The organism is Neobacillus niacini (assembly GCF_000759675.1).
Lineage (GTDB): Bacteria > Bacillota > Bacilli > Bacillales > Cytobacillaceae > Neobacillus > Neobacillus niacini_A.
This window is the reverse complement of the sequence record NZ_BAWM01000004.1, coordinates 112,727-134,621: the sequence shown is the minus strand read 5'-3', so window position 1 is coordinate 134,621 and position 21,895 is coordinate 112,727. Positions and strand designations below refer to the sequence as shown.

At 39.1% G+C, this 21,895-nt stretch carries 18 protein-coding genes; 17 read left to right on the top strand and 1 reads right to left on the bottom strand.

Annotated elements, in window-relative coordinates; all coding sequences use genetic code 11:
* Positions 1-2: 2 nt before the first annotated feature.
* The 6 genes from TR08_RS01695 to pyrE are packed head-to-tail and all read left to right on the top strand — an operon-like array spanning position 3 to position 7,318.
* Positions 3-1,094, top strand: a complete 1,092-nt coding sequence (locus TR08_RS01695) for a carbamoyl phosphate synthase small subunit (RefSeq protein WP_045515349.1) — start codon at positions 3-5, stop codon at positions 1,092-1,094.
* Positions 1,087-4,293 carry a carbamoyl-phosphate synthase large subunit gene (gene carB / locus TR08_RS01690; protein ID WP_045515347.1) on the top strand — a complete coding sequence of 1,069 codons (3,207 nt, stop codon included), beginning with the start codon at positions 1,087-1,089 and terminating at the stop codon, positions 4,291-4,293. The genes TR08_RS01695 and carB overlap by 8 nt, the downstream gene beginning before the upstream one ends.
* Entirely contained in the window at positions 4,290-5,063 is a 774-nt protein-coding gene (locus TR08_RS01685) for a dihydroorotate dehydrogenase electron transfer subunit (RefSeq protein WP_045515345.1), read from the top strand. The genes carB and TR08_RS01685 overlap by 4 nt, the downstream gene beginning before the upstream one ends.
* Positions 5,060-6,001 (top strand): dihydroorotate dehydrogenase, encoded by a 942-nt coding sequence (locus tag TR08_RS01680; protein WP_045515343.1) that lies wholly within the window; start codon positions 5,060-5,062, stop codon positions 5,999-6,001. The genes TR08_RS01685 and TR08_RS01680 overlap by 4 nt, the downstream gene beginning before the upstream one ends.
* Positions 5,973-6,689 (top strand): orotidine-5'-phosphate decarboxylase, encoded by a 717-nt coding sequence (gene pyrF / locus TR08_RS01675; RefSeq protein WP_045515341.1) that lies wholly within the window; start codon positions 5,973-5,975, stop codon positions 6,687-6,689. The genes TR08_RS01680 and pyrF overlap by 29 nt, the downstream gene beginning before the upstream one ends.
* Positions 6,686-7,318 carry an orotate phosphoribosyltransferase gene (gene pyrE, locus TR08_RS01670; RefSeq protein WP_045515339.1) on the top strand — a complete coding sequence of 211 codons (633 nt, stop codon included), beginning with the start codon at positions 6,686-6,688 and terminating at the stop codon, positions 7,316-7,318. Before pyrF ends, pyrE begins: the two co-directional genes overlap by 4 nt.
* A gap of 31 nt (positions 7,319-7,349) precedes the next feature.
* On the opposite strand, the gene TR08_RS01665 is transcribed toward pyrE, so the two are convergent.
* The gene (locus TR08_RS01665) at positions 7,350-9,059 is read right to left on the bottom strand and encodes an Rqc2 family fibronectin-binding protein (protein ID WP_045515336.1); all 1,710 of its coding nucleotides are present in this window, start codon (positions 9,057-9,059) and stop codon (positions 7,350-7,352) included.
* 191 nt (positions 9,060-9,250) lie between these two features.
* Between TR08_RS01665 and TR08_RS01660 the strand changes: the two genes are divergently transcribed.
* The 11 genes from TR08_RS01660 (at position 9,251) to rlmN (ending at position 21,894) form a co-directional block, all read left to right on the top strand.
* Entirely contained in the window at positions 9,251-11,929 is a 2,679-nt protein-coding gene (locus TR08_RS01660; protein ID WP_045515334.1) for a calcium-translocating P-type ATPase, SERCA-type, read from the top strand.
* A gap of 123 nt (positions 11,930-12,052) precedes the next feature.
* Positions 12,053-12,928, top strand: coding sequence for a YicC/YloC family endoribonuclease (locus TR08_RS01655; protein WP_045515332.1), 876 nt, complete (start codon positions 12,053-12,055; stop codon positions 12,926-12,928).
* Positions 12,929-12,987: 59 nt separating this feature from the next.
* On the top strand, positions 12,988-13,251 hold the full coding sequence (gene remA / locus TR08_RS01650) for an extracellular matrix/biofilm regulator RemA (protein WP_045515330.1): 264 nt from the start codon (positions 12,988-12,990) through the stop codon (positions 13,249-13,251).
* Positions 13,252-13,262: 11 nt separating this feature from the next.
* A complete protein-coding gene (gene gmk, locus TR08_RS01645) occupies positions 13,263-13,877 on the top strand; it encodes a guanylate kinase (protein WP_045515328.1) in 615 nt (204 codons plus the stop codon).
* Positions 13,878-14,123, top strand: coding sequence for a DNA-directed RNA polymerase subunit omega (gene rpoZ / locus TR08_RS01640; protein WP_045515326.1), 246 nt, complete (start codon positions 13,878-13,880; stop codon positions 14,121-14,123).
* A 164-nt stretch (positions 14,124-14,287) separates the two neighbouring features.
* Entirely contained in the window at positions 14,288-15,505 is a 1,218-nt protein-coding gene (coaBC, locus tag TR08_RS01635; protein ID WP_045515324.1) for a bifunctional phosphopantothenoylcysteine decarboxylase/phosphopantothenate--cysteine ligase CoaBC, read from the top strand.
* On the top strand, positions 15,492-17,903 hold the full coding sequence (gene priA, locus TR08_RS01630) for a primosomal protein N' (RefSeq protein ID WP_045515322.1): 2,412 nt from the start codon (positions 15,492-15,494) through the stop codon (positions 17,901-17,903). The genes coaBC and priA overlap by 14 nt, the downstream gene beginning before the upstream one ends.
* A 118-nt stretch (positions 17,904-18,021) precedes the next feature.
* Entirely contained in the window at positions 18,022-18,507 is a 486-nt protein-coding gene (def, locus tag TR08_RS01625) for a peptide deformylase (RefSeq protein ID WP_045515320.1), read from the top strand.
* On the top strand, positions 18,504-19,448 hold the full coding sequence (fmt, locus tag TR08_RS01620; protein ID WP_045515318.1) for a methionyl-tRNA formyltransferase: 945 nt from the start codon (positions 18,504-18,506) through the stop codon (positions 19,446-19,448). Before def ends, fmt begins: the two co-directional genes overlap by 4 nt.
* 1 nt (position 19,449) lies before the next feature.
* Positions 19,450-20,799, top strand: coding sequence for a 16S rRNA (cytosine(967)-C(5))-methyltransferase RsmB (rsmB, locus tag TR08_RS01615; RefSeq protein WP_045515316.1), 1,350 nt, complete (start codon positions 19,450-19,452; stop codon positions 20,797-20,799).
* Between the two features lie 3 nt (positions 20,800-20,802).
* Positions 20,803-21,894 carry a 23S rRNA (adenine(2503)-C(2))-methyltransferase RlmN gene (rlmN, locus tag TR08_RS01610; RefSeq protein ID WP_045515314.1) on the top strand — a complete coding sequence of 364 codons (1,092 nt, stop codon included), beginning with the start codon at positions 20,803-20,805 and terminating at the stop codon, positions 21,892-21,894.
* The last annotated feature ends 1 nt before the right edge of the window (position 21,895 follow it).

Here is a 21,895-nt window from a genome sequence, read left to right as displayed (position 1 = left end):
GCATGAAAGCACAGCTAATTTTAGAAGATGGAACGATTTTTATCGGTGAAGGGTTTGGAAGTCACATGGATACTATTGGAGAAGTCGTCTTTAATACAGGAATGACGGGCTATCAAGAAATACTTTCTGATCCATCCTATTGCGGTCAAATTGTTATGTTGACTTATCCATTGATTGGTAATTACGGGATTAACCGAGACGATTTTGAAACGATTAACCCGGCTGTGAAAGGCTTTATTGTGAAAGATGCAACAGAATTCCCTTCCAATTGGAGAAGTGAATTTACGATAGATGAATATTTTAAAATGAAAAAAATTCCTGGAATTGCAGGTATTGATACACGTAAATTAACGAGGATTATCCGTAAGTTTGGGACATTAAAAGGCGCAATCTGCTCGATTGAAAGTGATCCAAATGAAGTAATTAGTAAGCTAAGGCAGACAAAGCTTCCAATTGATCAAGTCAGAAAAGTCTCTACAAAAAATTCTTACCCAAGTCCAGGGCGTGGAAAAAGAATTGTACTCGTTGATTTCGGAATGAAGCACGGCATTCTAAGAGAATTAAATAAACGGAATTGTGATGTTGTGGTGGTTCCCTATCATACAACCGCAGATGAAATCCTTCAATTACGGCCAGACGGAATTATGCTTTCTAATGGACCTGGGGACCCCAAGGATGTTCCTGAGGCCATCCATATGATTAAGCAAGTTTTAGGCATGGTACCTTTATTTGGAATATGTCTTGGACACCAATTATTTGCGCTGGCATGTGGAGCCAATACTATCAAAATGAAATTCGGTCATCGCGGCTCAAACCACCCTGTTAAAGATTTAACAACTGGGAAAATTGCAATAACGGCACAAAACCATAGTTTTACGGTTGATGACAAGTCATTACAGGATACAAGACTTGTTGTTAGTCATATCGCTTTAAATGATGGAACAATAGAGGGCTTAAAGCATTTAGATTATCCTGCCTTTACTGTTCAATACCATCCAGAGGCTTCACCAGGACCTGAAGACGCAAACCATTTATTCGATCAGTTTCTTGCAATGATCGAGTCTGAAAAACAGGAGGTTACACAACATGCCTAAACGTACAGATATAAACTCCATTTTAGTCATTGGTTCAGGACCAATTGTCATCGGCCAGGCAGCAGAATTTGATTATGCAGGCACCCAGGCTTGTATTGCACTTAAAGAAGAAGGTTATCGCGTAATACTTGTTAACTCAAATCCAGCGACTATCATGACAGATACAGAGATTGCAGATGCTGTCTATATTGAGCCATTAACAGAAGAATTCGTAAGTAGAATCATTCGTAAAGAACGACCTGATGCACTTTTGGCAACTCTTGGCGGTCAAACAGGTCTTAATCTTGCTGTTGAATTAGCAAATTCCGGAGTGTTGGATGAGTGTGAGGTCGAGATCCTAGGAACGAAATTATCAGCGATTAAACAAGCCGAGGACCGTGACTTATTTCGAAGTCTCATGAATGAACTTAAAGAGCCTGTTCCAGATAGTGAAATTATCCATGAATTAGCTGAAGCATATGCATTCGTTGAAAAAATAGGATTCCCAGTCATTGTACGTCCTGCTTATACGCTTGGCGGGACTGGCGGCGGGATCTGCCATAATTCAGAAGAGCTTAACGAAATTGTAACAAGTGGTTTAAAAAGCAGTCCGGTCAATCAATGCTTGCTTGAGAAAAGTATTGCCGGTTATAAAGAAATCGAATACGAAGTAATGCGTGATGGAAATGACAATGCGATTGTTGTATGTAATATGGAAAACATTGATCCTGTTGGTGTTCATACAGGTGACTCGATTGTAGTGGCACCTAGTCAAACATTAAGTGACAGAGAATATCAGTTATTAAGAAATGTTTCACTTAAAATTATTCGTTCACTTGGAATAGAAGGCGGCTGTAATGTTCAGCTTGCACTAGACCCATATAGCTTTAACTACTATATAATCGAAGTGAATCCAAGGGTAAGCCGTTCTTCGGCTCTTGCTTCAAAAGCAACAGGTTATCCGATTGCTAAACTTGCAGCAAAAATTGCAGTAGGCTTAACATTAGATGAAATGCTTAACCCTGTAACAGGGAAAACGTACGCTAGCTTCGAACCTGCTCTTGATTACATCGTTACCAAGATCCCTAGGTGGCCATTTGATAAATTTGAATCAGGGAACCGATCACTTGGAACGCAAATGAAAGCAACGGGTGAAGTGATGGCGATTGGCCGTACATTTGAGGAATCTTTATTAAAAGCAATTCGCTCGCTAGAAGCTGGTGTACACCATTTCGAGTTAAATGGTGCAGCGGATATTAGTAATGAATTACTAGAAAAACGAATTTGCAAAGCTGGAGATGAAAGACTCTTTTACATCGCAGAAGCAATTAAGCGAGGTATAACAGTTGAAACCATTCACCAATGGAGCCAAATTGACTTATTTTTCTTACACAAGTTTCAGGGAATCATTGACTTAGAAACAAAACTAACTGCTAATTCAATGAATATGGAAGTTCTTAAGGAAGCCAAACAAAAGGGCTTTTCTGATAAAAAGATTGCCGAACTTTGGGAACAAAAGGAAGCGGATATTTACAGCCTGCGCAAAGATTATGGGCTGATTCCAGTTTATAAAATGGTGGATACGTGTGCAGCTGAATTTGAGTCAGAAACACCTTATTATTATGGAACCTATGAGGAAGAAAATGAATCGATTGTAACTGATAGAAAAAGTGTTATCGTTCTCGGCTCTGGTCCCATTCGCATCGGGCAGGGGATTGAATTTGATTACGCAACCGTTCATTCTGTTAAAGCGATTAAAGAAGCAGGATATGAAGCAATTATTATCAATAACAATCCAGAAACGGTTTCGACGGATTTCAGTATCTCCGATAAACTTTATTTCGAACCTTTAACGATTGAGGATGTCATGAGTATTATCGATCTAGAAAATCCTATTGGTGTCGTTGTTCAATTCGGCGGACAGACAGCGATTAATCTAGCTGCAAAATTAGCAGAAAATGGAGTAAAAATTCTTGGAACAAGCTTAGAGGATTTAGATCGTGCCGAAAATAGGGATAAATTTGAACAAGCTCTTGAAAAACTAAATATTCCACAGCCGTTAGGAAAAACAGCATTATCGGTAGCAGAAGCAATTGGGATTGCAAATGAAATTGGCTACCCTGTCCTTGTTCGCCCATCTTATGTACTCGGCGGCAGAGCGATGGAAATTGTTTATCGCCAAGAAGAACTGCTTCATTATATGGAAAATGCCGTTAAAATCAATCCTGAACATCCTGTGTTAATAGACCGCTACTTAACGGGTCAGGAAATTGAAGTGGACGCCATTTGTGACGGTGAAAATGTGTTGATACCTGGAATTATGGAACATATTGAACGTGCAGGGGTCCATTCTGGGGATTCGATTGCCGTCTATCCGCCACAAACTTTATCAGATAGTGTGAAACAAACGCTAGTTGAATACACAGAAAAAATGGCTAAAGGTCTGAACATCGTAGGTCTGTTAAATATTCAGTATGTATTATCAAAGGGTCAAGTATATGTCCTTGAAGTAAATCCACGTTCCAGTCGTACTGTTCCGTTTTTAAGCAAAATAACCAATGTTCCAATGGCTAAAATTGCCACAAAAGCGATCTTGGGTGTTTCCATAACTGAACAGGGATACACACCAGGAATTGTTCCTGAAAAGAAAGGTGTTTATGTAAAAGTTCCAGTCTTCTCTTTTGCTAAGTTAAGAAATGTTGATATAACACTCGGTCCTGAAATGAAATCAACTGGCGAGGTAATGGGAAAAGATTGTACGCTGGAAAAAGCACTTTACAAAGGTTTAGTAGCTTCTGGTATGAAAATTCAAAAATTTGGTACTGTCTTGTTTACAGTAGCAGATAAAGACAAACAAGAATCATTGAAGCTTGCGAAACGATTTGCAGCAAACGGCTACCGACTTATGGCAACGGGTGGTACAGCGGCCGTACTAGAGTCTGCTGGTCTCCGAGTTAAAGTAATTGGAAAGATTGGCTCAGAAGGAAAAACATTGCTCGATGTGATTCATAATGGGGAAGCTCAATTCATAATCAACACACTTACAAAGGGAAAACAGCCAGAACGTGATGGCTTTAGAATCCGTCGTGAAGCAGTTGAAAATGGAGTTCCATGTCTAACGTCATTAGATACAGCAGATGCCATTCTGAAAGTGATAGAGTCAATGAATTTTTCAGCTGAAGCCATGGCTGCCGAGGAAAAGGAGGCTGTTTTTGCATGATAAGAAAAGAATTATGTAAAATCATCTCCCAAGAAGAGATTGCAAAAGATATTTTTGAATTAACGGTTGAAGCTGATTTAGTGAATGAGATAACCGCACCTGGTCAGTTCGTGCATATTCGAATTGACAAGGCACTGGATCCGCTCTTACGAAGACCAATAAGTATTTCATCCTTTAATAGATTGAATTCACAATTTACCATGATCTATCGAAAAGAAGGGAAAGGGACTACACTCCTGGCTGAAAAAAGTCAGGGGATGCTGTTAGATATACTCGGTCCCTTAGGAAATGGGTTTCCTGTCAATGAAGTGAGTACAGGGGATACAGCTTTATTGGTTGGCGGAGGGATTGGGGTCCCTCCTCTATATGAGCTCTCTAATCAGCTTATTGCTAAAGGAGTTAAGGTGATCCATGTCCATGGGTTCCAAACAGTTTCTGCAGTATTTTATGAAAAAGAATTCTTGAAAAATGGTGAGACCTATATTACAACTGTTGATGGTTCGTACGGGAAAAAAGGCTATGTAACAGATGTTATCAACGAATTAGATTTTGATTGTCTATACACCTGCGGACCAACCCCTATGCTAAAAGCAATTGAAAAAGGGTATTCTCATAAAAAGGTGTTTTTATCCTTAGAAGAAAGAATGGGCTGCGGGGTCGGGGCATGTTTTGCATGTGTATGCAAAACCAGCAATGAGCTAGTTGATATATCTTATAAAAAAGTTTGCAGTGATGGTCCGGTATTCCGTGCCGGGGAGGTAGTACTATGAGCAAATTGAACCTGGAGTTACCTGGTTTAACATTAAAAAACCCAATCATGCCTGCTTCCGGTTGCTTTGGTTTTGGCAAGGAGTATAGCCAATTCTATGATTTGAGCAAACTCGGTGCTATTATGATTAAAGCAACAACGGTAGAACCCAGATTCGGGAATCCAACCCCGAGGGTGGCAGAGACATCAGCAGGGATGTTGAATGCCATTGGTCTTCAAAATCCCGGATTAGAAAAGGTGATGAGCAATGAATTGCCGTGGTTATCTCAGTTTGATGTACCAATTATTGCAAATGTCGCAGGTTCGCTTGAAGAGGACTATGTTGAGGTTGCTCGAAGCATCTCTAAAGCTCCCAATGTCCATGCATTAGAATTAAATATTTCCTGCCCCAATGTTAAAACAGGGGGTATCGCTTTTGGTACGATCCCTGAAGTGGCAAAGCAGTTAACGCGCAAAGTGAAGGATGTATCTGAGGTACCGGTATATGTTAAGCTATCGCCAAACGTAACTAATATTGTGGAAATGGCAAAAGCAGTAGAAGATGGCGGGGCTGATGGGTTAACCATGATTAATACGCTTGTTGGAATGAGACTGGATATTAAAACAGGTAAGCCGATTTTATCCAACCGTACTGGGGGGCTATCTGGACCAGCGATTAAACCGGTTGCCTTACGAATGATTTATGAGGTAAGTCAAGCTGTAAATATCCCTATTATTGGGATGGGTGGAATTGAGTCTGCTGAAGATGTTATTGAATTCTTTTATGCTGGGGCAAGTGCGGTTGCAGTAGGTACAGCAAATTTTGTGGATCCTTTCGTGTGTCCAACCATCATCGAAGAATTACCTTTACTTTTAGATCAATTAGGTTTTGAACACATCAGTGAATGCAGGGGAAGGAGCTGGCGGGAAAATGGACAACTCACTCATCATCGCGCTTGATTTTGCAAATCGTAATGAAGTTGAGAAATTTTTACAACCTTTTAACGGTAAGCAGCTTTTTGTAAAAGTTGGGATGGAGCTATTTTATCAGGAAGGTCCTGAAATCGTTCATTATTTAAAAGAGAATGGTCATCGAATTTTCTTAGATTTAAAGCTTCATGACATTCCGAATACTGTGAAAAGTGCGATGAAGGGTCTTGCAAGACTAGAATGCGACCTTGTAAACGTGCACGCTGCCGGCGGCAGAGAGATGATGTCTGCGGCTATAGAAGGTTTAGATGAAGGTACGGCTGCAGGACGTAAGCGCCCAGCCTGTATAGCAGTTACACAATTAACAAGCACATCCGAAGAGCAAATGATTAAAGAGCAGCTTATCTCAGCCTCTCTTGAACAATCCGTTCTTCATTATGCCTCATTAGCAAAAGAATCAGGTTTAGATGGAGTCGTTTGCTCTGCATGGGAGGCGTTATCTATTCGGGAAGCACTGGGTGAGACCTTTTACACGGTTACCCCTGGTATAAGGATGGAGGAAGACAATTCAGGAGATCAAAAACGGATTGCCACACCTGAATTTGCAAGAAATGCGGGTGTTACGTCGATTGTTGTAGGTCGCTCCATCACTAGGTCAAATAATCCAGTGAAGAGCTATGAAAAATGGATGGAAGCATGGAGGAGTGCTCAAGTATGAAAAAATTAATAGCAGAAAAATTATTATCTATCAATGCAGTTGCTTTGAAACCAAACGAACCATTTACCTGGACTTCAGGATTACGCTCACCAATCTATTGTGACAACCGCCTAACTCTTTCTTATCCGGAAGTAAGAAAAGAGATTGCACAAGGGATGCAATCTATTATTCTAAAGAACTATCCTGATGCAGAAGTAATTGCTGGTACTGCAACCGCGGGGATTCCACATGCTGCTTGGGTAAGTGAATTATTAAACGTACCAATGTGTTACGTCCGGTCGAAGGCAAAAGGTCATGGCAAAGGTAACCAGATAGAAGGTAAAGTGGAAAAAGGTCAAAAGGTTGTTGTGGTAGAAGATTTAATATCCACCGGAGGCAGTGTCATAACAGCCGTCCAAGCACTAAGAGAAGCAGGATGTGAAGTGCTTGGCGTGGTTTCCATTTTTACATATGAGCTGGAAAAGGGGAAGGAAGCATTCGCACAAGAAGAGATTAAAAGCGAATCCCTGACTGATTTTACAAAGCTTGTTGAGGTAGCCATTGAAAAGGGTTATATAAGCAAAGACGATCAAGAAAGTTTACTATCCTGGAGTAAAGCCCCAGCAGATTGGAGTAAAAGATTCGAATAAAACAAACGCCCCGGAATCCGGGGCATTTTTATTATTTCTTAAGTTTAAGAACCATTTCCTCTTCAGGTGTTACATATACTGTCTGTTGATTATCATAGATAACAAAACCAGGCTTTGCACCGCTAGGCTTCTTAACATACCGTACCTTTGTAAAATCTACTGGTACGGAACTAGAGTTTCGGGCTTTACTAAAATAGGCAGCCAATTTCGCCGCTTCATTGATAGTTCCTTCAGATGGTTCTTTACTTCGGATGACAACATGCGAGCCAGGAATGTCCTTGGTATGAAGCCAAATTTCATCTCTTGCAGCAAGTTTATTGGTCAAATAATCATTTTGCTTATTGTTTTTTCCAACAATAATTTCAGTTCCATCAGATGAAAAGTAGTGGTCAAGAATTGGCTTGGCTTTGGATATCTTTTTCGCATTTCGTCTTTGGCGGTCACGGATATACCCTCCTTCTACGAGTTCTTCGCGAATTTCTTGAATATCTTTAGGGGACGCCGACTGCACCTGTTGAAGTAAATTTTCAAAGTATATCACTTCCTCACGTGCCTTTTCAATTTGTTCGATAACGATAGAAACAGAGTTTTTTGCTTTCTGGTATTTAGAAAAATACTTTTGGGCATTTTCTGAAGGCGTTTTTCGCGGATCTAATGGTATTGCAACTTTGCCGCCCATTTCATCGTAATAATCAATTACTTCTATTTCTTTCATCCCTTTTTTGGCTGCATAGAGATTTGCTGTCAAAAGTTCACCGAAGCGTTGGAGCTGGTCGGCTTTCTCAGCCTCTCTTAATGTGCTCTCCAACTTTTCAATTTTTTTCTCATTCTTTTCTTTTTCATTGATGATTAACCGCTCAATATCATTTCCTTGCTGTTTAACCCTGTCCCGCTCAGCCTTTCCAAAATAAAAGCGGTCAAGCATCTCACTTAAGGTTGAGAAGCTTTTTACTTCTCCTTTGATATGGGCGAGTGGAAATAAGTAGAACACTTCCTTATTCCCCGTTGACATGATAGCAGGTGATAGCTCTCCAATCTGAATCCTTTGTATCATTTGAATGAACGTCTGTGGGACAGTTGTCCGGTTGGCAATGCCACTTCGGAAAATAACTTCTTTCGCGAATAATGGTGAAGTTCCAGCAAAATGCTCTACAATTTGCCGGTCAAGCTTACCGCTATTAAAATCAATCTTTCTCAATACATCATCTTCAACTGCCAAGAATGGATTTTGTTTATTTTGTTCCGGTGGATAAATATAGGGCTGACCTGGTAATATCGCTCTGTGACTGTTTACCGCAAACGAAACATGCTTCACGCTGTCGAGAATAATATTTCGGGTTTTATCAACCAGTACAATATTACTGTGCCTGCCCATTATTTCAATAATTAACTGCTTGTAGCTTACATCTCCGATTTCATTTCGTCCTTTAATTTCAAATATAATCATTCGATCATTTTCAACCTGATATATATCCTCTAATATATAGCCCTCAATATGCTTTCTTAGCAGCATACAGAACATTGGCGGTTCACTAGGATTCTCGTATGCTTCATTTGTGAGCTGTACACGTGCGTAGCTGGGGTGTGCGGAAAATAATAATTTTTGATTCACTCCATTTGCACGGATTGTTAGGATTACTTCATTTTTATAAGGCTGGTGTACTTTATTAATTCTTCCGCCCTTTAAGGTTCGCGCGAGTTCATCAACCATTGCTTTTGTAAATAAACCATCAAATGACATGGAAAACATCCTTTACTACAAACATATTTATTCACTTTAGTATAGCTTACAGAGTTAGAGTATGTCTCATTTTAACTTGTTCATTCAGTTATCAATAACTCGTCTTAATTATCATAGCATTTTTTGGGACGAGGCTGAATAAGCTTTCTTTAGAGTATGTCTTAGACAATTAAGGGGAGTGAGATGGTCGGATGAAATTCCATGAGATGGAGATAAATCAAGTAGAAAAGGTCTTAGATACCGACTTTTCTTCTGGATTATCACCAGAAGCCGTAAAGAAACGAATTGCCCAGCATGGGCTTAATGAATTGGAGGAAGGGGAAAAGCAATCTGCTTTACTCTTATTTTTTAGTCAGTTTAAAGATTTTATGGTTTTAGTACTGCTAGCTGCCACGCTATTATCAGGATTGCTGGGCGAGTATATTGATGCAATTGCGATTATTGCCATAGTAATTATTAATGGTTTCCTTGGATTTTTTCAAGAGAGAAGAGCTGAAAAATCCCTGCAGGCACTAAAGGAATTATCAGCACCACAGGTCTCTGTATTACGGGCAGGACAGTGGATTAAAATCCCTTCTAAAGAAATTGTCGTCGGAGATATCATAAAATTTTCAAGTGGAGATCGAATTGGTGCCGATGTACGGATTATTGAATCGAGAAGTTTAGAAATTGAAGAGTCAGCCCTCACTGGTGAGTCTGTGCCTGTCACTAAACACATAAATCGTTTAAAAACAGTAAACCCTGGTATTGGTGATATGGAAAACATTGCTTTTATGGGCACGATGATCACTAGGGGAAGTGGTGTCGGAGTAGTTATTGGTACAGGGATGAAAACAGCGATGGGACAAATTGCTGATTTACTCCAAAATGCCGAAACACAAGATACGCCTTTACAGCGCCGATTAGAGCAGCTGGGAAAAATTTTAATTACGGTTGCTTTATTATTAACGGTTCTTGTGGTTGCGATTGGAGTCATACAGGGACATGAACTTTATACCATGTTCTTAGCAGGTGTTTCCCTTGCAGTTGCGGCTATTCCTGAGGGATTACCTGCAATTGTAACGGTTGCATTGTCTCTTGGAGTCCAAAAAATGATTAAGAAAAATGCCATAGTCAGAAAACTGCCAGCAGTAGAAACACTTGGCTGTGCATCCGTTATCTGTTCTGATAAAACGGGAACAATGACGCAAAACAAAATGACGGTGACCCATTTATGGAGCGGAGGTCACACTTGGACAGTTGAAGGGGTTGGGTATCAACCGCGGGGAGATTTTTACCGTGATAATACTCGTGTTCATCCAAAAGATGAGAAAGCTTTACAGCAAATGCTTATTTTTGGGATGATCTGCAATCATTCAGAATTAGTTATTAAGGACGAGGATTACATTCTTGACGGAGACCCTACAGAGGGTGCATTGCTAGTTAGTGGAATGAAAGCTGGGTTGGATCGCACAAATTTATTGGATGAATTTACAATAGTCAAAGAATTTCCGTTTGACTCTGTAAGAAAAATGATGAGTATGCATGTTAAAGATAAGCAAGGCAGGAATTTTATTGTAACAAAAGGTGCACCGGATGTAATTATAGGAAAGAGTGAATCCATCCTCTGGGATGGCAAAACACAATATCTTGGTCAGAATGTCCAGGGGCAGGTTCAAGAGGCTATTAATAACCTTGCTTCAAAAGCACTAAGAACGATCGCGATTGCCTTTAAACCAATTCCCGCTAATACTGTTATCTTAAGTGAACAGGAAGCAGAAAAGAAATTAACCTTTATTGGTGTTCAAGGAATGATCGATCCGCCAAGACCTGAAGTGAAAGACGCTGTGAAGGAGTGTAATGAAGCCGGAATAAAAACGGTGATGATAACGGGTGATCATGTCATTACAGCTAAAGCCATTGCTGCACAGCTCGGGATATTAACGAAGAAAAGCAAGGTTCTCGATGGAAATGCTTTATCAACCATGTCGGTTGAAGGGCTTGAGGAAATAGTAGATGACGTATCCGTTTTTGCACGCGTTTCCCCAGAGCATAAATTGAAAATAGTTAAGGCTTTACAAAATAGAGGACATATTGTCGCGATGACAGGTGATGGAGTAAATGACGCTCCAGCCATTAAAGCTGCAGACATTGGCGTTGCAATGGGGATTACGGGAACAGATGTGGCTAAAGAAGCTTCTTCGCTTGTATTGTTGGACGATAATTTTGCGACAATAAAATCGGCAATTGAAGAAGGTCGAAATATATATGAAAATATACGAAAATTTGTCCGATACTTACTAGCTTCAAATGTAGGTGAAATATTGGTTATGTTGTTTGCAATGTTATTAGCACTGCCTCTTCCTCTCGTCCCAATTCAAATTCTCTGGGTTAATTTAGTAACTGACGGGCTGCCGGCAATGGCACTAGGGCTTGACAGACCTGAAGAGGATGTAATGAAGCGCAAACCACGTAGTCCAAATGAGGGAGTGTTTGCTCGAGGATTAGGCTGGAAAGTTGTCTCAAGGGGTTTTCTAATTGGAATAGTAACCCTGCTAGCCTTTATGATTGTTTATAATCAGAATCCTGCAAATCTGCCCTATGCACAAACCATCGCATTCGCAACACTTGTTATGGCACAGCTCATTCATGTTTTTGATTGTAGAAGTGAAAAGTCTGTCCTATCAAGAAATCCATTTGGGAATCAATACCTAGTTTGGGCAGTTGTCTCATCGCTTGCTTTGATGGTTGCAGTGATATACTACCCGCCATTCCAACCAATATTTCACACGCTACCAATCTTAGCAAAGGACTGGCTTTTGATTATTGGTCTATCGTCTATTCCAACTTTTTTACTAGCAGGATCATTTTTGTTAAGAAAAACAAAATAAAGTATGTTATAATCCAAAAGGTAGTAGAGATAACTCTATTACCTTTTGTTTGTTTTCGAAATAATACAATATACTTTACATAGTACGTTAACCGCTCATCTTCAGTAGATTGGAGTGTCCTTGATGGTTATAAGTATGACGGGCTTTGGGAGAAGCAGGATTGCCTCAGCCTCTTTTTCTGTAAATGTAGAAGTAAAAACAGTCAATCATCGTTTTAGTGAGATTAATGTTCGGATGCCGAGGCAGCTATTAAAGGTTGAAGATCAGATAAAGAAAAAATTGAATCAGCATCTCCGTCGCGGCAGAGCTGAAGTTTATATAATGATAGAAGGGGAAGGTGCAGTTACTCGGAAAATTCAGGTTGATTGGAAGCTGCTCGAAGAGTACTACCTATTTATCAAACAAGCACGTGATAAATTCAATCTTGAAGGAAAAGTATTACTTCAGGATTTATTGACACGTAACGAATTTTTACATATCGAAGAAAATGATGCTGGAAATGAAGAGTTGGAAAATTTAGTACTAAATGCAACAGAAGAAGCTGTTTTACTATGTAAACAAATGCGCTTAACTGAAGGAGAAGAGCTAAGAAAGGATCTGCTCACTTCTTTATTACAATTAGATACAAATTTAGATGAACTGAAAGAATACGCTCCCCTAGTTGTCTCAGCATATAAAGAACGATTAATGAAAAGAATAGAGGAACTAGTACAGGGACAAATTGATGAAACACGTGTATTAACCGAGGTAGCTATATTTGCTGATAAAATTGATATCAATGAAGAATTAACTAGGTTAAATAGCCACATTCAGCAATTTAAGCAAACGTTAGACGAACACGAGCCAATTGGCAGAAAACTTGATTTTCTCGTTCAAGAAATGAATAGGGAAGCGAATACAATTGGTTCAAAAGCAAATGACTCAAATGTTACTAAAAAAGTAGTAGAGATAAAAAGTTTGCTTGAGAAGCTGAAAGAACAAGTTCAAAATATTGAATAAATGTGTTTAGAAAGTGTTTGACACGACCAAAATATATTATTGATGATTGGATGATAATCATGTCGATTAAATTGATTAATATTGGCTTTGGAAATATCGTATCTGCCAATCGGATAATTTCAATTGTAAGCCCCGAATCTGCTCCGATTAAAAGGATTATCCAAGATGCCCGAGATCAAGGTTCACTAATTGATGCTACATATGGAAGACGTACTCGTGCAGTAATTGTCATGGATAGTGACCATGTCATTTTATCAGCGGTACAGCCTGAAACGGTTGCCCATCGACTGGCAGACCGTGATGAAATTATTGATGAAGGGTAGGATTATAGAAAATGCAGGAAAAAGGATTGCTTATCGTATTTTCTGGTCCCTCTGGTGTCGGAAAAGGAACTGTTAGAAAAGAAATATTTTCCCATCCGGACACGGCTTTTGAATACTCAATTTCCGCAACAACACGTGCACCTCGCCCTGGCGAAGTAAATGGGGTAGATTATTTTTTTAAGTCCCGAGAAGAATTTGAAGAATTAATTAAACAAGGTAAACTGTTAGAGTATGCTGAGTTTGTAGGGAACTATTATGGTACACCTGTAGATTATGTTCGTGAAACCTTAGATGCTGGGAAAGATGTCTTCTTAGAAATCGAAGTAAAGGGAGCACGACAAGTAAGGGAGAAGTTTCCAGAAGGTTTATTTATCTTCTTAATGCCGCCAAGTCTTTCCGAGTTAAAGAATCGGATTGTTACCAGAGGAACAGAAACAGAAGAGTTGATTAACAATCGGATGTTATCTGCCCGCGAAGAAATTGAAATGATGGAATTATACGATTACGTCGTAGAAAATGATCAAGTAGAGTTGGCATGTGAACGTGTGAAAGCAATCGTTGTCGCTGAACATTGTCGCAGAGAACGTGTGGAACACCGATATAAAAAATTACTGGAGGTTGAATAAATGTTATATCCTTCTATCGATTCATTACTTAACAAAATTGACTCAAAGTACTCACTTGTTTCCGTTGCAGCAAAACGTGCTCGTTCTATGCAGCAAACAAAGGACGAGAGATTATCTAAATATGTTTCCTATAAACATGTAGGGAAGGCTCTAGAGGAAATTTACAGTGGAGAACTAACCTATCGGGTTCCAAAAAAATCGGAAACAGGTGCTATATACGGAAAAGATAGCAATATAGGCAAGTAATAATCAGAAAGGTCTGACAGCAGAGGATGTCAGCCTTTTTATTTTTTATCGCAAAAAAAGACAATTTTTATAGAAACTAAGATGAAAAAGATGAAAAAACAAAGTGATTCTAGCATAATAAAAGAAATGATACTTTTGGATTAGATGTGGGGGATACGAAAACGATGGATAAAAAGATTTTATTATGTGTATCAGGTGGAATAGCAGTATATAAAGCAGCGGCATTAACAAGCAAACTAGTCCAGGCAGGTGCTAAGGTAAAAGTAATACTTAGTGACTCTGCTGCAAAATTTGTCTCCCCTTTAACTTTTCAGGCGTTATCCCGCAATGAAGTGTATACCGATACCTTTGAAGAAAAAAATCCGAATGTGATAGCGCACATCGATTTAGCTGATTGGGCAGATTTAATTCTAGTTGCACCTGCGACAGCAAATACGATAGCCAAGCTTGCAAATGGTATGGCTGATAATATGATTACAACAACCTTACTTGCAGCAACTGCGCCAGTTTGGATAGCTCCAGCGATGAATGTACATATGTATGACCATCCGGCAGTAAGAAAGAACATTTCAATATTAGCCTCTTACAATTATCAATTTATAGAACCAAGTGAGGGCTATTTAGCTTGTGGCTATGTAGGTAAGGGACGTTTAGAGGAACCTGAAAAAATTGTCGACTTAATAAAACAGCATTTTTTAAATAAAAGTTCTTTGAAGCTAAACGGGAAAAACGTTTTAATTACTGCTGGTCCAACAAGGGAAAAAATTGACCCCGTCCGTTTTATCACGAATCATTCTACCGGGAAAATGGGATATGCTCTGGCAGAAGCAGCGAAGAAAGAGGGAGCAAGGGTAATATTAATCTCTGGACCAGTCCATTTATCTCCTCCACCAGGTGTGGATTTAATTAAGATTGAGAGTGCGGAAGATATGTATCATGCCGTCATGGAGAATTATAAAGACGCTGATATTATAATTAAAACAGCAGCTGTAGCTGATTACACTCCTAAAGTTTCATTTGAACATAAAATGAAAAAGCAGCCTGGGGAGAAAGTGATTGAACTCGAAAGAACGAAAGATATTTTATTTGAGCTGGGAATAAAGAAGGGAAGCCAAATACTAATTGGATTTGCAGCTGAAACTGAGAATGTTGAAGAATACGCAATAAAAAAATTAAAGACCAAAAATGCAGATATGATTGTAGCCAATAATGTAAAATCAGAAGGTGCTGGATTTGGAATGGATACAAACATAGTGACGCTTTTTAAGCGTGATGGAAGCAAGATAGATTTACCTTTAATGTCAAAGCTAGATGTTGCTCACAAAATTATCGAAGAAATCGCAGCATTACCAAAGGATATGGAACCAAATGGAAGTTGCTAGTGTTATTGTTGATGTGCCTGCAAAACAAACGGATAGGGAGTTTGATTATCTCATTCCAGCCCATTGGCTTGAGACTATTCAGCCAGGAATGAGGGTAATTGTCCCCTTTGGTCCAAGGAAAATTCAAGGTTTTGTTACAGAGATAAAAGCAGAATCAGAATTTAAGAAACTCCGAGAAATTATCGAACCGATGGATTTAGAACCTGTTCTTAATCAGGAGTTACTTGAGCTTGGTAATTGGCTGACTGAAAATACGTTGTGCTTTAAAATTTATGCATATCAGGCAATGCTCCCAGCTGCCTTAAAAGCGAAATACGAAAAGAAGGTAAAACTTTCCATAGGTGTTAAACTAGATGAATTACCTTTACAGCTTCAAGAGGCATTTAATAATCAGGAAGCCATTTTTTGGGATGACGCATTAAAGAATGGGCTTGTCCCCATCCTCCAAAGTGAGGCCGCTAAAGGTCATCTAGAAGTCATTTATGTTGTGAAAGAAAGACTAAAGAAAAAGGAATTAAAATACGTTATCCCGCTTCTTTCTTCAGCAGATTTAGAAGCAGCACTTAATAGCCTGCCGCAAAGGGCGGAAAAACAAAAGGAAGTATTAAGGTTTTTTGTTAAAAATACTGAACAGGTGGAACTTAGACAATTGTTAGCACAATTAAACATTTCCTCTGCAACAGTAAAAGCGCTAGTAGAAAAGAAATTTCTTTCCGAACAGGATATGGAAGTGTATCGAGATCCCTATGAAAATCGGACCTTTACACGTACTGAGCCACTGCCTTTAACAGAGGACCAGCAAAGAGCCATTGTACCAATACTAGATTCCATTGAAAATAAACTCCATGAGGTTTTTTTACTTTATGGAGTAACTGGCAGTGGGAAAACGGAAATTTACTTACAATCCATTCAGGATGTAATTGAAAAAGGCAGAGAAGCAATAGTACTTGTACCAGAAATTGCACTTACTCCGCAAATGGTAAATCGCTTTAAGGGACGTTTTGGTAATTTAGTTGCAGTATTGCACAGTGGGCTATCTGCTGGTGAAAAATATGATGAGTGGCGGAAGATTCAACGTAAAGAGGTTAAGGTCGTTGTCGGTGCTAGGTCAGCGATTTTTGCTCCTTTTGAAAACCTGGGAATCATCATTATCGATGAGGAACATGAAACAAGTTATAAGCAGGAAGAAATGCCGCGTTATCATGCGAGAGATGTGGCAATTGAACGAGCACAAAAAAATAACTGCCCAGTTGTACTAGGGAGTGCTACTCCAGCGCTTGAGTCTTTTGCAAGAGCGCAAAAAGGGGTATACAAACTATTATCTCTTCCAAATCGAATGAATAAGAGAGCACTTCCCGCGGTTGAGATTATTGACATGCGAGAAGAACTTAGAGCAGGTAACCGCTCAATGTTTTCGAGAAAGTTATTTGAATTACTAAAAGAGAGAATTGAAAGAAAAGAGCAGTCGGTTTTATTTTTAAATAAACGCGGTCACTCTTCATTTGTTATGTGCAGGGATTGCGGGTATGTGATGAATTGTCCTAATTGTGATATCTCATTAACTTATCACAAGGTTAAGGACCAAATGAAATGTCATTACTGTGGATATGAGAGCTACGTTCCTAACCAATGTCCTGAGTGTTCAAGTGATTATATCCGCTACTTTGGTACAGGAACACAAAAGGTAGAGGATGAACTCGGTAAAATTCTTCCTGAGGCAAAAGTAATTCGTATGGATGTAGATACAACAGGGAAAAAGGGATCACATGAGAGGCTATTAAAGGAATTTCATGAAGGGAAAGCCGATATTCTATTAGGGACACAAATGATTGCGAAAGGGCTGGATTTTCCAAATATCACGCTTGTTGGTGTTCTCTCTGCTGATACGATGCTTCATTTACCAGATTTCCGCTCCTCAGAAAAAACCTTTCAGCTATTAACACAAGTTAGCGGAAGGGCGGGGCGCCATGAATTACCCGGGGAAGTCATTATTCAAACCTATACTCCTGAGCATTACAGTGTTGAGCTTGCTGGAACACAGGATTACGACCTCTTTTATAATAGGGAAATGATGATGAGAAAAGCACATCATTATCCCCCCTTTTATTATTTGGCTTTAATAACAATCAGTCATGAACAGTTAATGACTGTCGTTTCGGCAACAGAAAAAATTGCAGCTTTTGTCCGATCTCGCATATCAAATCGTGCAGTAGTTTTAGGACCTGCTGCCTCACCCATCCCAAGGATCAATAATCGATACCGCTATCATTGCCTAATAAAATATAAGCGTGAACCAGAGCTTAATAAGACATTAAAAGCGATACTCGACCAGTATCAAGCAGACCCGAAGAGCGGATTACTTGTTTCTATTGATGTGAACCCGTTTATTTTAATGTAAGTTAAGCAAATATCGTTGATATAAAAGGTTATGATATAGTAATTTGGGTGAAAATGTATAGTAATTACTAATAAAGATAAAAAAATCGGACGACTACGATTTAGATGGAGGAACACCTTTGGCTATACAAAAAATCGTTACGTACCCAGCAGAGGTACTTGAAAAAAAATGCAGACAAGTTGTGAAGTTTGACAGAAAACTTGCAAAATTGCTGGATGATATGTATGACACCATGATTGAATACGATGGTGTTGGACTAGCTGCCCCACAAATTGGGATAGATGAAAGAATTGCTATCGTTGATATTGATGATGAATTAGGTACGATTGAGATGATTAACCCTCGCATCTTAAAAACATCTGGAGAGCAAACGGGTACAGAAGGGTGTTTAAGCTTCCCAGACCTTTTTGGAGAAGTTACCAGACCAAATTATGTAATGATTGAGGCATTTGATCGCAAAGGAAAAAAATATACGCTCGAAGCGGAGGAATTTCTCGCTCGGGCGATACAACATGAAATTGATCATTTAGACGGGATATTATTCACCTCGAAGGTAAACCGATATCTCGAAGAAAATGAGTTAAAAGGAGTAGAAAGTGAATGACGAGAATCGTTTTTATGGGTACTCCAGACTTTTCAGTACCCGTGTTACGAAGAATTATAGATGACGGTTATGAGGTTATAGGAGTGGTTACCCAGCCAGATAGACCTGTAGGCAGAAAGAAAGTGCTAACACCCCCGCCTGTGAAAGTCGAAGCATTGAAGCATGGAATCCCTGTCTATCAACCTGAAAAAATTCGTCAAAAAGATGAAATGGAAAAGATCCTTTCTCTGAGCCCAGACTTAATCATTACAGCTGCTTTTGGACAAATATTGCCGAAAGAAATATTAGAAGCTCCCACACATGGTTGTATTAATGTCCATGCCTCTCTTCTTCCGGAACTTCGGGGTGGAGCACCCATTCATTATGCCCTAATCCAAGGCAAAAACAAAACAGGGATTACCATTATGTATATGGTAGAAAAGCTTGACGCAGGTGATATATTAACACAAGTCGAGGTAGAGATTACCGAAGAAGACAATGTTGGCACTCTTCATACAAAGCTAAGCAAGGCTGGTGCAGACTTGTTATCCGAAACCCTGCCAAAGCTGCTAGATGGAAATTTAACGCCTATTCCACAGGATAATGACAAAGCAACATTTGCTTATAATATTAAACGAGAGCAAGAAAAAATAGATTGGTCCAAAACAGGTGAAGAAATCTATAATCATATTCGTGGATTAAATCCATGGCCGGTTGCTTTTACAACCCTTGATGGTCAAACTGTAAAGATCTGGCGCTCAGAAAAGGTTACAGGTAACAAAAGTGAGGTGCCTGGGACTGTCATAAAAAACGAACCTGATGGTATTACTGTATCATCGGGTGATGAAACGGCTATTAAGATAATAGAGCTGCAACCCTCTGGTAAAACGAAAATGACGTGTGAAGAGTTTTACAGAGGTGCAGGATCGAAAATCTTAGTTGGCAGCAGACTAGGAGAATAAAATGACAAATAAGAAGAAAAATGTGCGGGAAGCAGCTATGGATTTACTCGAATCAATTGAAAAGAACCAATCGTATAGTAACTTACTGCTAAATAGTACGATTGAAAAAAACAAAATTTCCCCGATTGATATAGGGTTATTGACAGAATTAACCTATGGAACATTACAAAGAAGGATGGGACTAGATTATTTTATAAAGCCTTTTATTAAAAATAGTAAAAAATTGGATAATTGGGTACACCAGCTATTACGGATTACCCTTTATCAAATGGTCTACCTAGATAAAATCCCAGATAGAGCTGCTATTTATGAAGCAGTGGAGATTGCGAAAAAACGTGGTCACAAGGGAATAGCTGGTATGGTTAATGGTGTGCTGAGAAGTATTCAGCGTGAGGGGCTGCCATCGATGGAAGAGGTTAGTGATCCAATTGAAAGACTATCCATTGAGACGAGCCACCCAGAATGGCTGGTTAAAAGATGGGTAAACCAATTTGGTTATGAAAGAACAAAAGAAATGTGTGAGGTCAACTTAACAGCACCTTTGCAAACAGCTAGAGTCAATCTTACCAAAACAACTGTTCGTGAATGTATTGAGGATCTTGATGAGGAAGGCTTTCTAATCGAAAAAAGTCCTATAATTCCAGAAGCTATTAGAGCAATGAAAGGAAATTTAGCCTTTTCAAGGGCATTTAAAAAAGGCATGATTACCATTCAAGACGAAAGTTCAATGCTAGTAGCCTATGCATTAGCTCCCCATGAGAATGAATTGATTCTGGATGCATGTGCTGCTCCTGGTGGAAAAACTACTCATATTGCAGAAACAATGAAATTAACTGGGGGAGTAATCTCGCTTGATTTACATGAACATAAAGTTAAATTAATTAATGAAAATGCCAAACGTTTAGGTTTGGGTAATATAAAGACAATCGCAATGGATTCTAGAAATGCGGCAGAACATTTTGAAAAGGAATACTTTAATAGAATACTTCTCGATGCCCCGTGTTCTGGATTGGGAGTTATGAGAAGAAAACCAGATATGAAATATACAAAAAAAGAACAAGATCTTTATCAATTAAGTACAATACAGCTAAATTTATTAGACTCTGTATCACCTTTAGTGAAAAAAGGTGGAATTCTTGTCTACAGTACGTGTACAGTAGATAAGGAAGAAAATGAAAATACCGTCTTCAAGTTTTTACAGGAGCATCCTGAATTTGAGGTGGATGATACGTTAAAAGAAAGAATGCCCGAGGCAATCCAACCATTGGTAACAGAAGGTCTTTTACAAATACTTCCCCAAGATTTTGGCTCTGACGGTTTCTTTATCGCATGCTTAAGAAAGAAGGTGTAACAGTTGGAACAACTAAATACAACTGAGACGAAAACAACATTGGACACAAAAAAAACATCTATTTATTCCCTAGAGCTTCACGAAATCAAGGATTGGCTGTCTAATAATGGTGAAAAACCTTATCGGGCAGAGCAAATCTATGACTGGCTATACAAAAAAAGAATATCTACTTTTGAAGATATGAATAATTTATCAAAAAGTTTACGTGATAAACTGTCGGAGAACTTTCAAATCACCACATTAAAAACAGTTATTAAGCAATCTTCTTCCGACGGGACAATTAAATTTCTATTCGAACTGCATGATGGATACTCTATTGAAACAGTTTTAATGCGCCATGATTATGGTAATTCAGTTTGTGTAACAACGCAGGTTGGCTGCAGGATTGGCTGTACCTTCTGTGCTTCAACACTTGGAGGGCTTAAACGTCATTTAGAAGCAGGTGAAATTGTTGCTCAGGTCGTAACGGTGCAGCAAGCTCTTGACGAAACTGATGAGCGTGTCAGCTCAGTTGTCATTATGGGAATTGGTGAACCATTTGACAATTACGATAATATGATGTCGTTTCTTAAAATCATCAATCATGATAAAGGATTGATGATCGGTGCACGCCACATAACAGTATCCACTAGCGGTATTGTTCCTAAGATTTATCAATTTGCTGATGAAAATATGCAGATTAATTTTGCGATATCACTACATGCGCCAAACACTGAATTAAGGTCTCGGTTAATGCCAATCAACAGGGCATATAAACTTGATGACTTAATGAAGTCTGTAAGGTATTATATCGATAAAACGGGGCGCAGAATTAGCTTTGAATACGGACTTTTTGGCGGGGTAAATGATTCTGTTGAACATGCGGAAGAGTTAGCCATCCTGTTGAAGGGGTTAAAATGCCATGTTAATCTAATTCCTGTTAATTATGTTCCTGAAAGGGACTATGTGCGTACCCCGAAGGATAAAATTTTTGCATTTGAAAAAACACTCAAAAATCGAGGTATTAATGTTACGATTCGCCGAGAGCAAGGTCACGACATTGACGCAGCATGTGGACAACTTCGTGCAAAGGAGCGGAAAGAGGAGACGAGGTGAA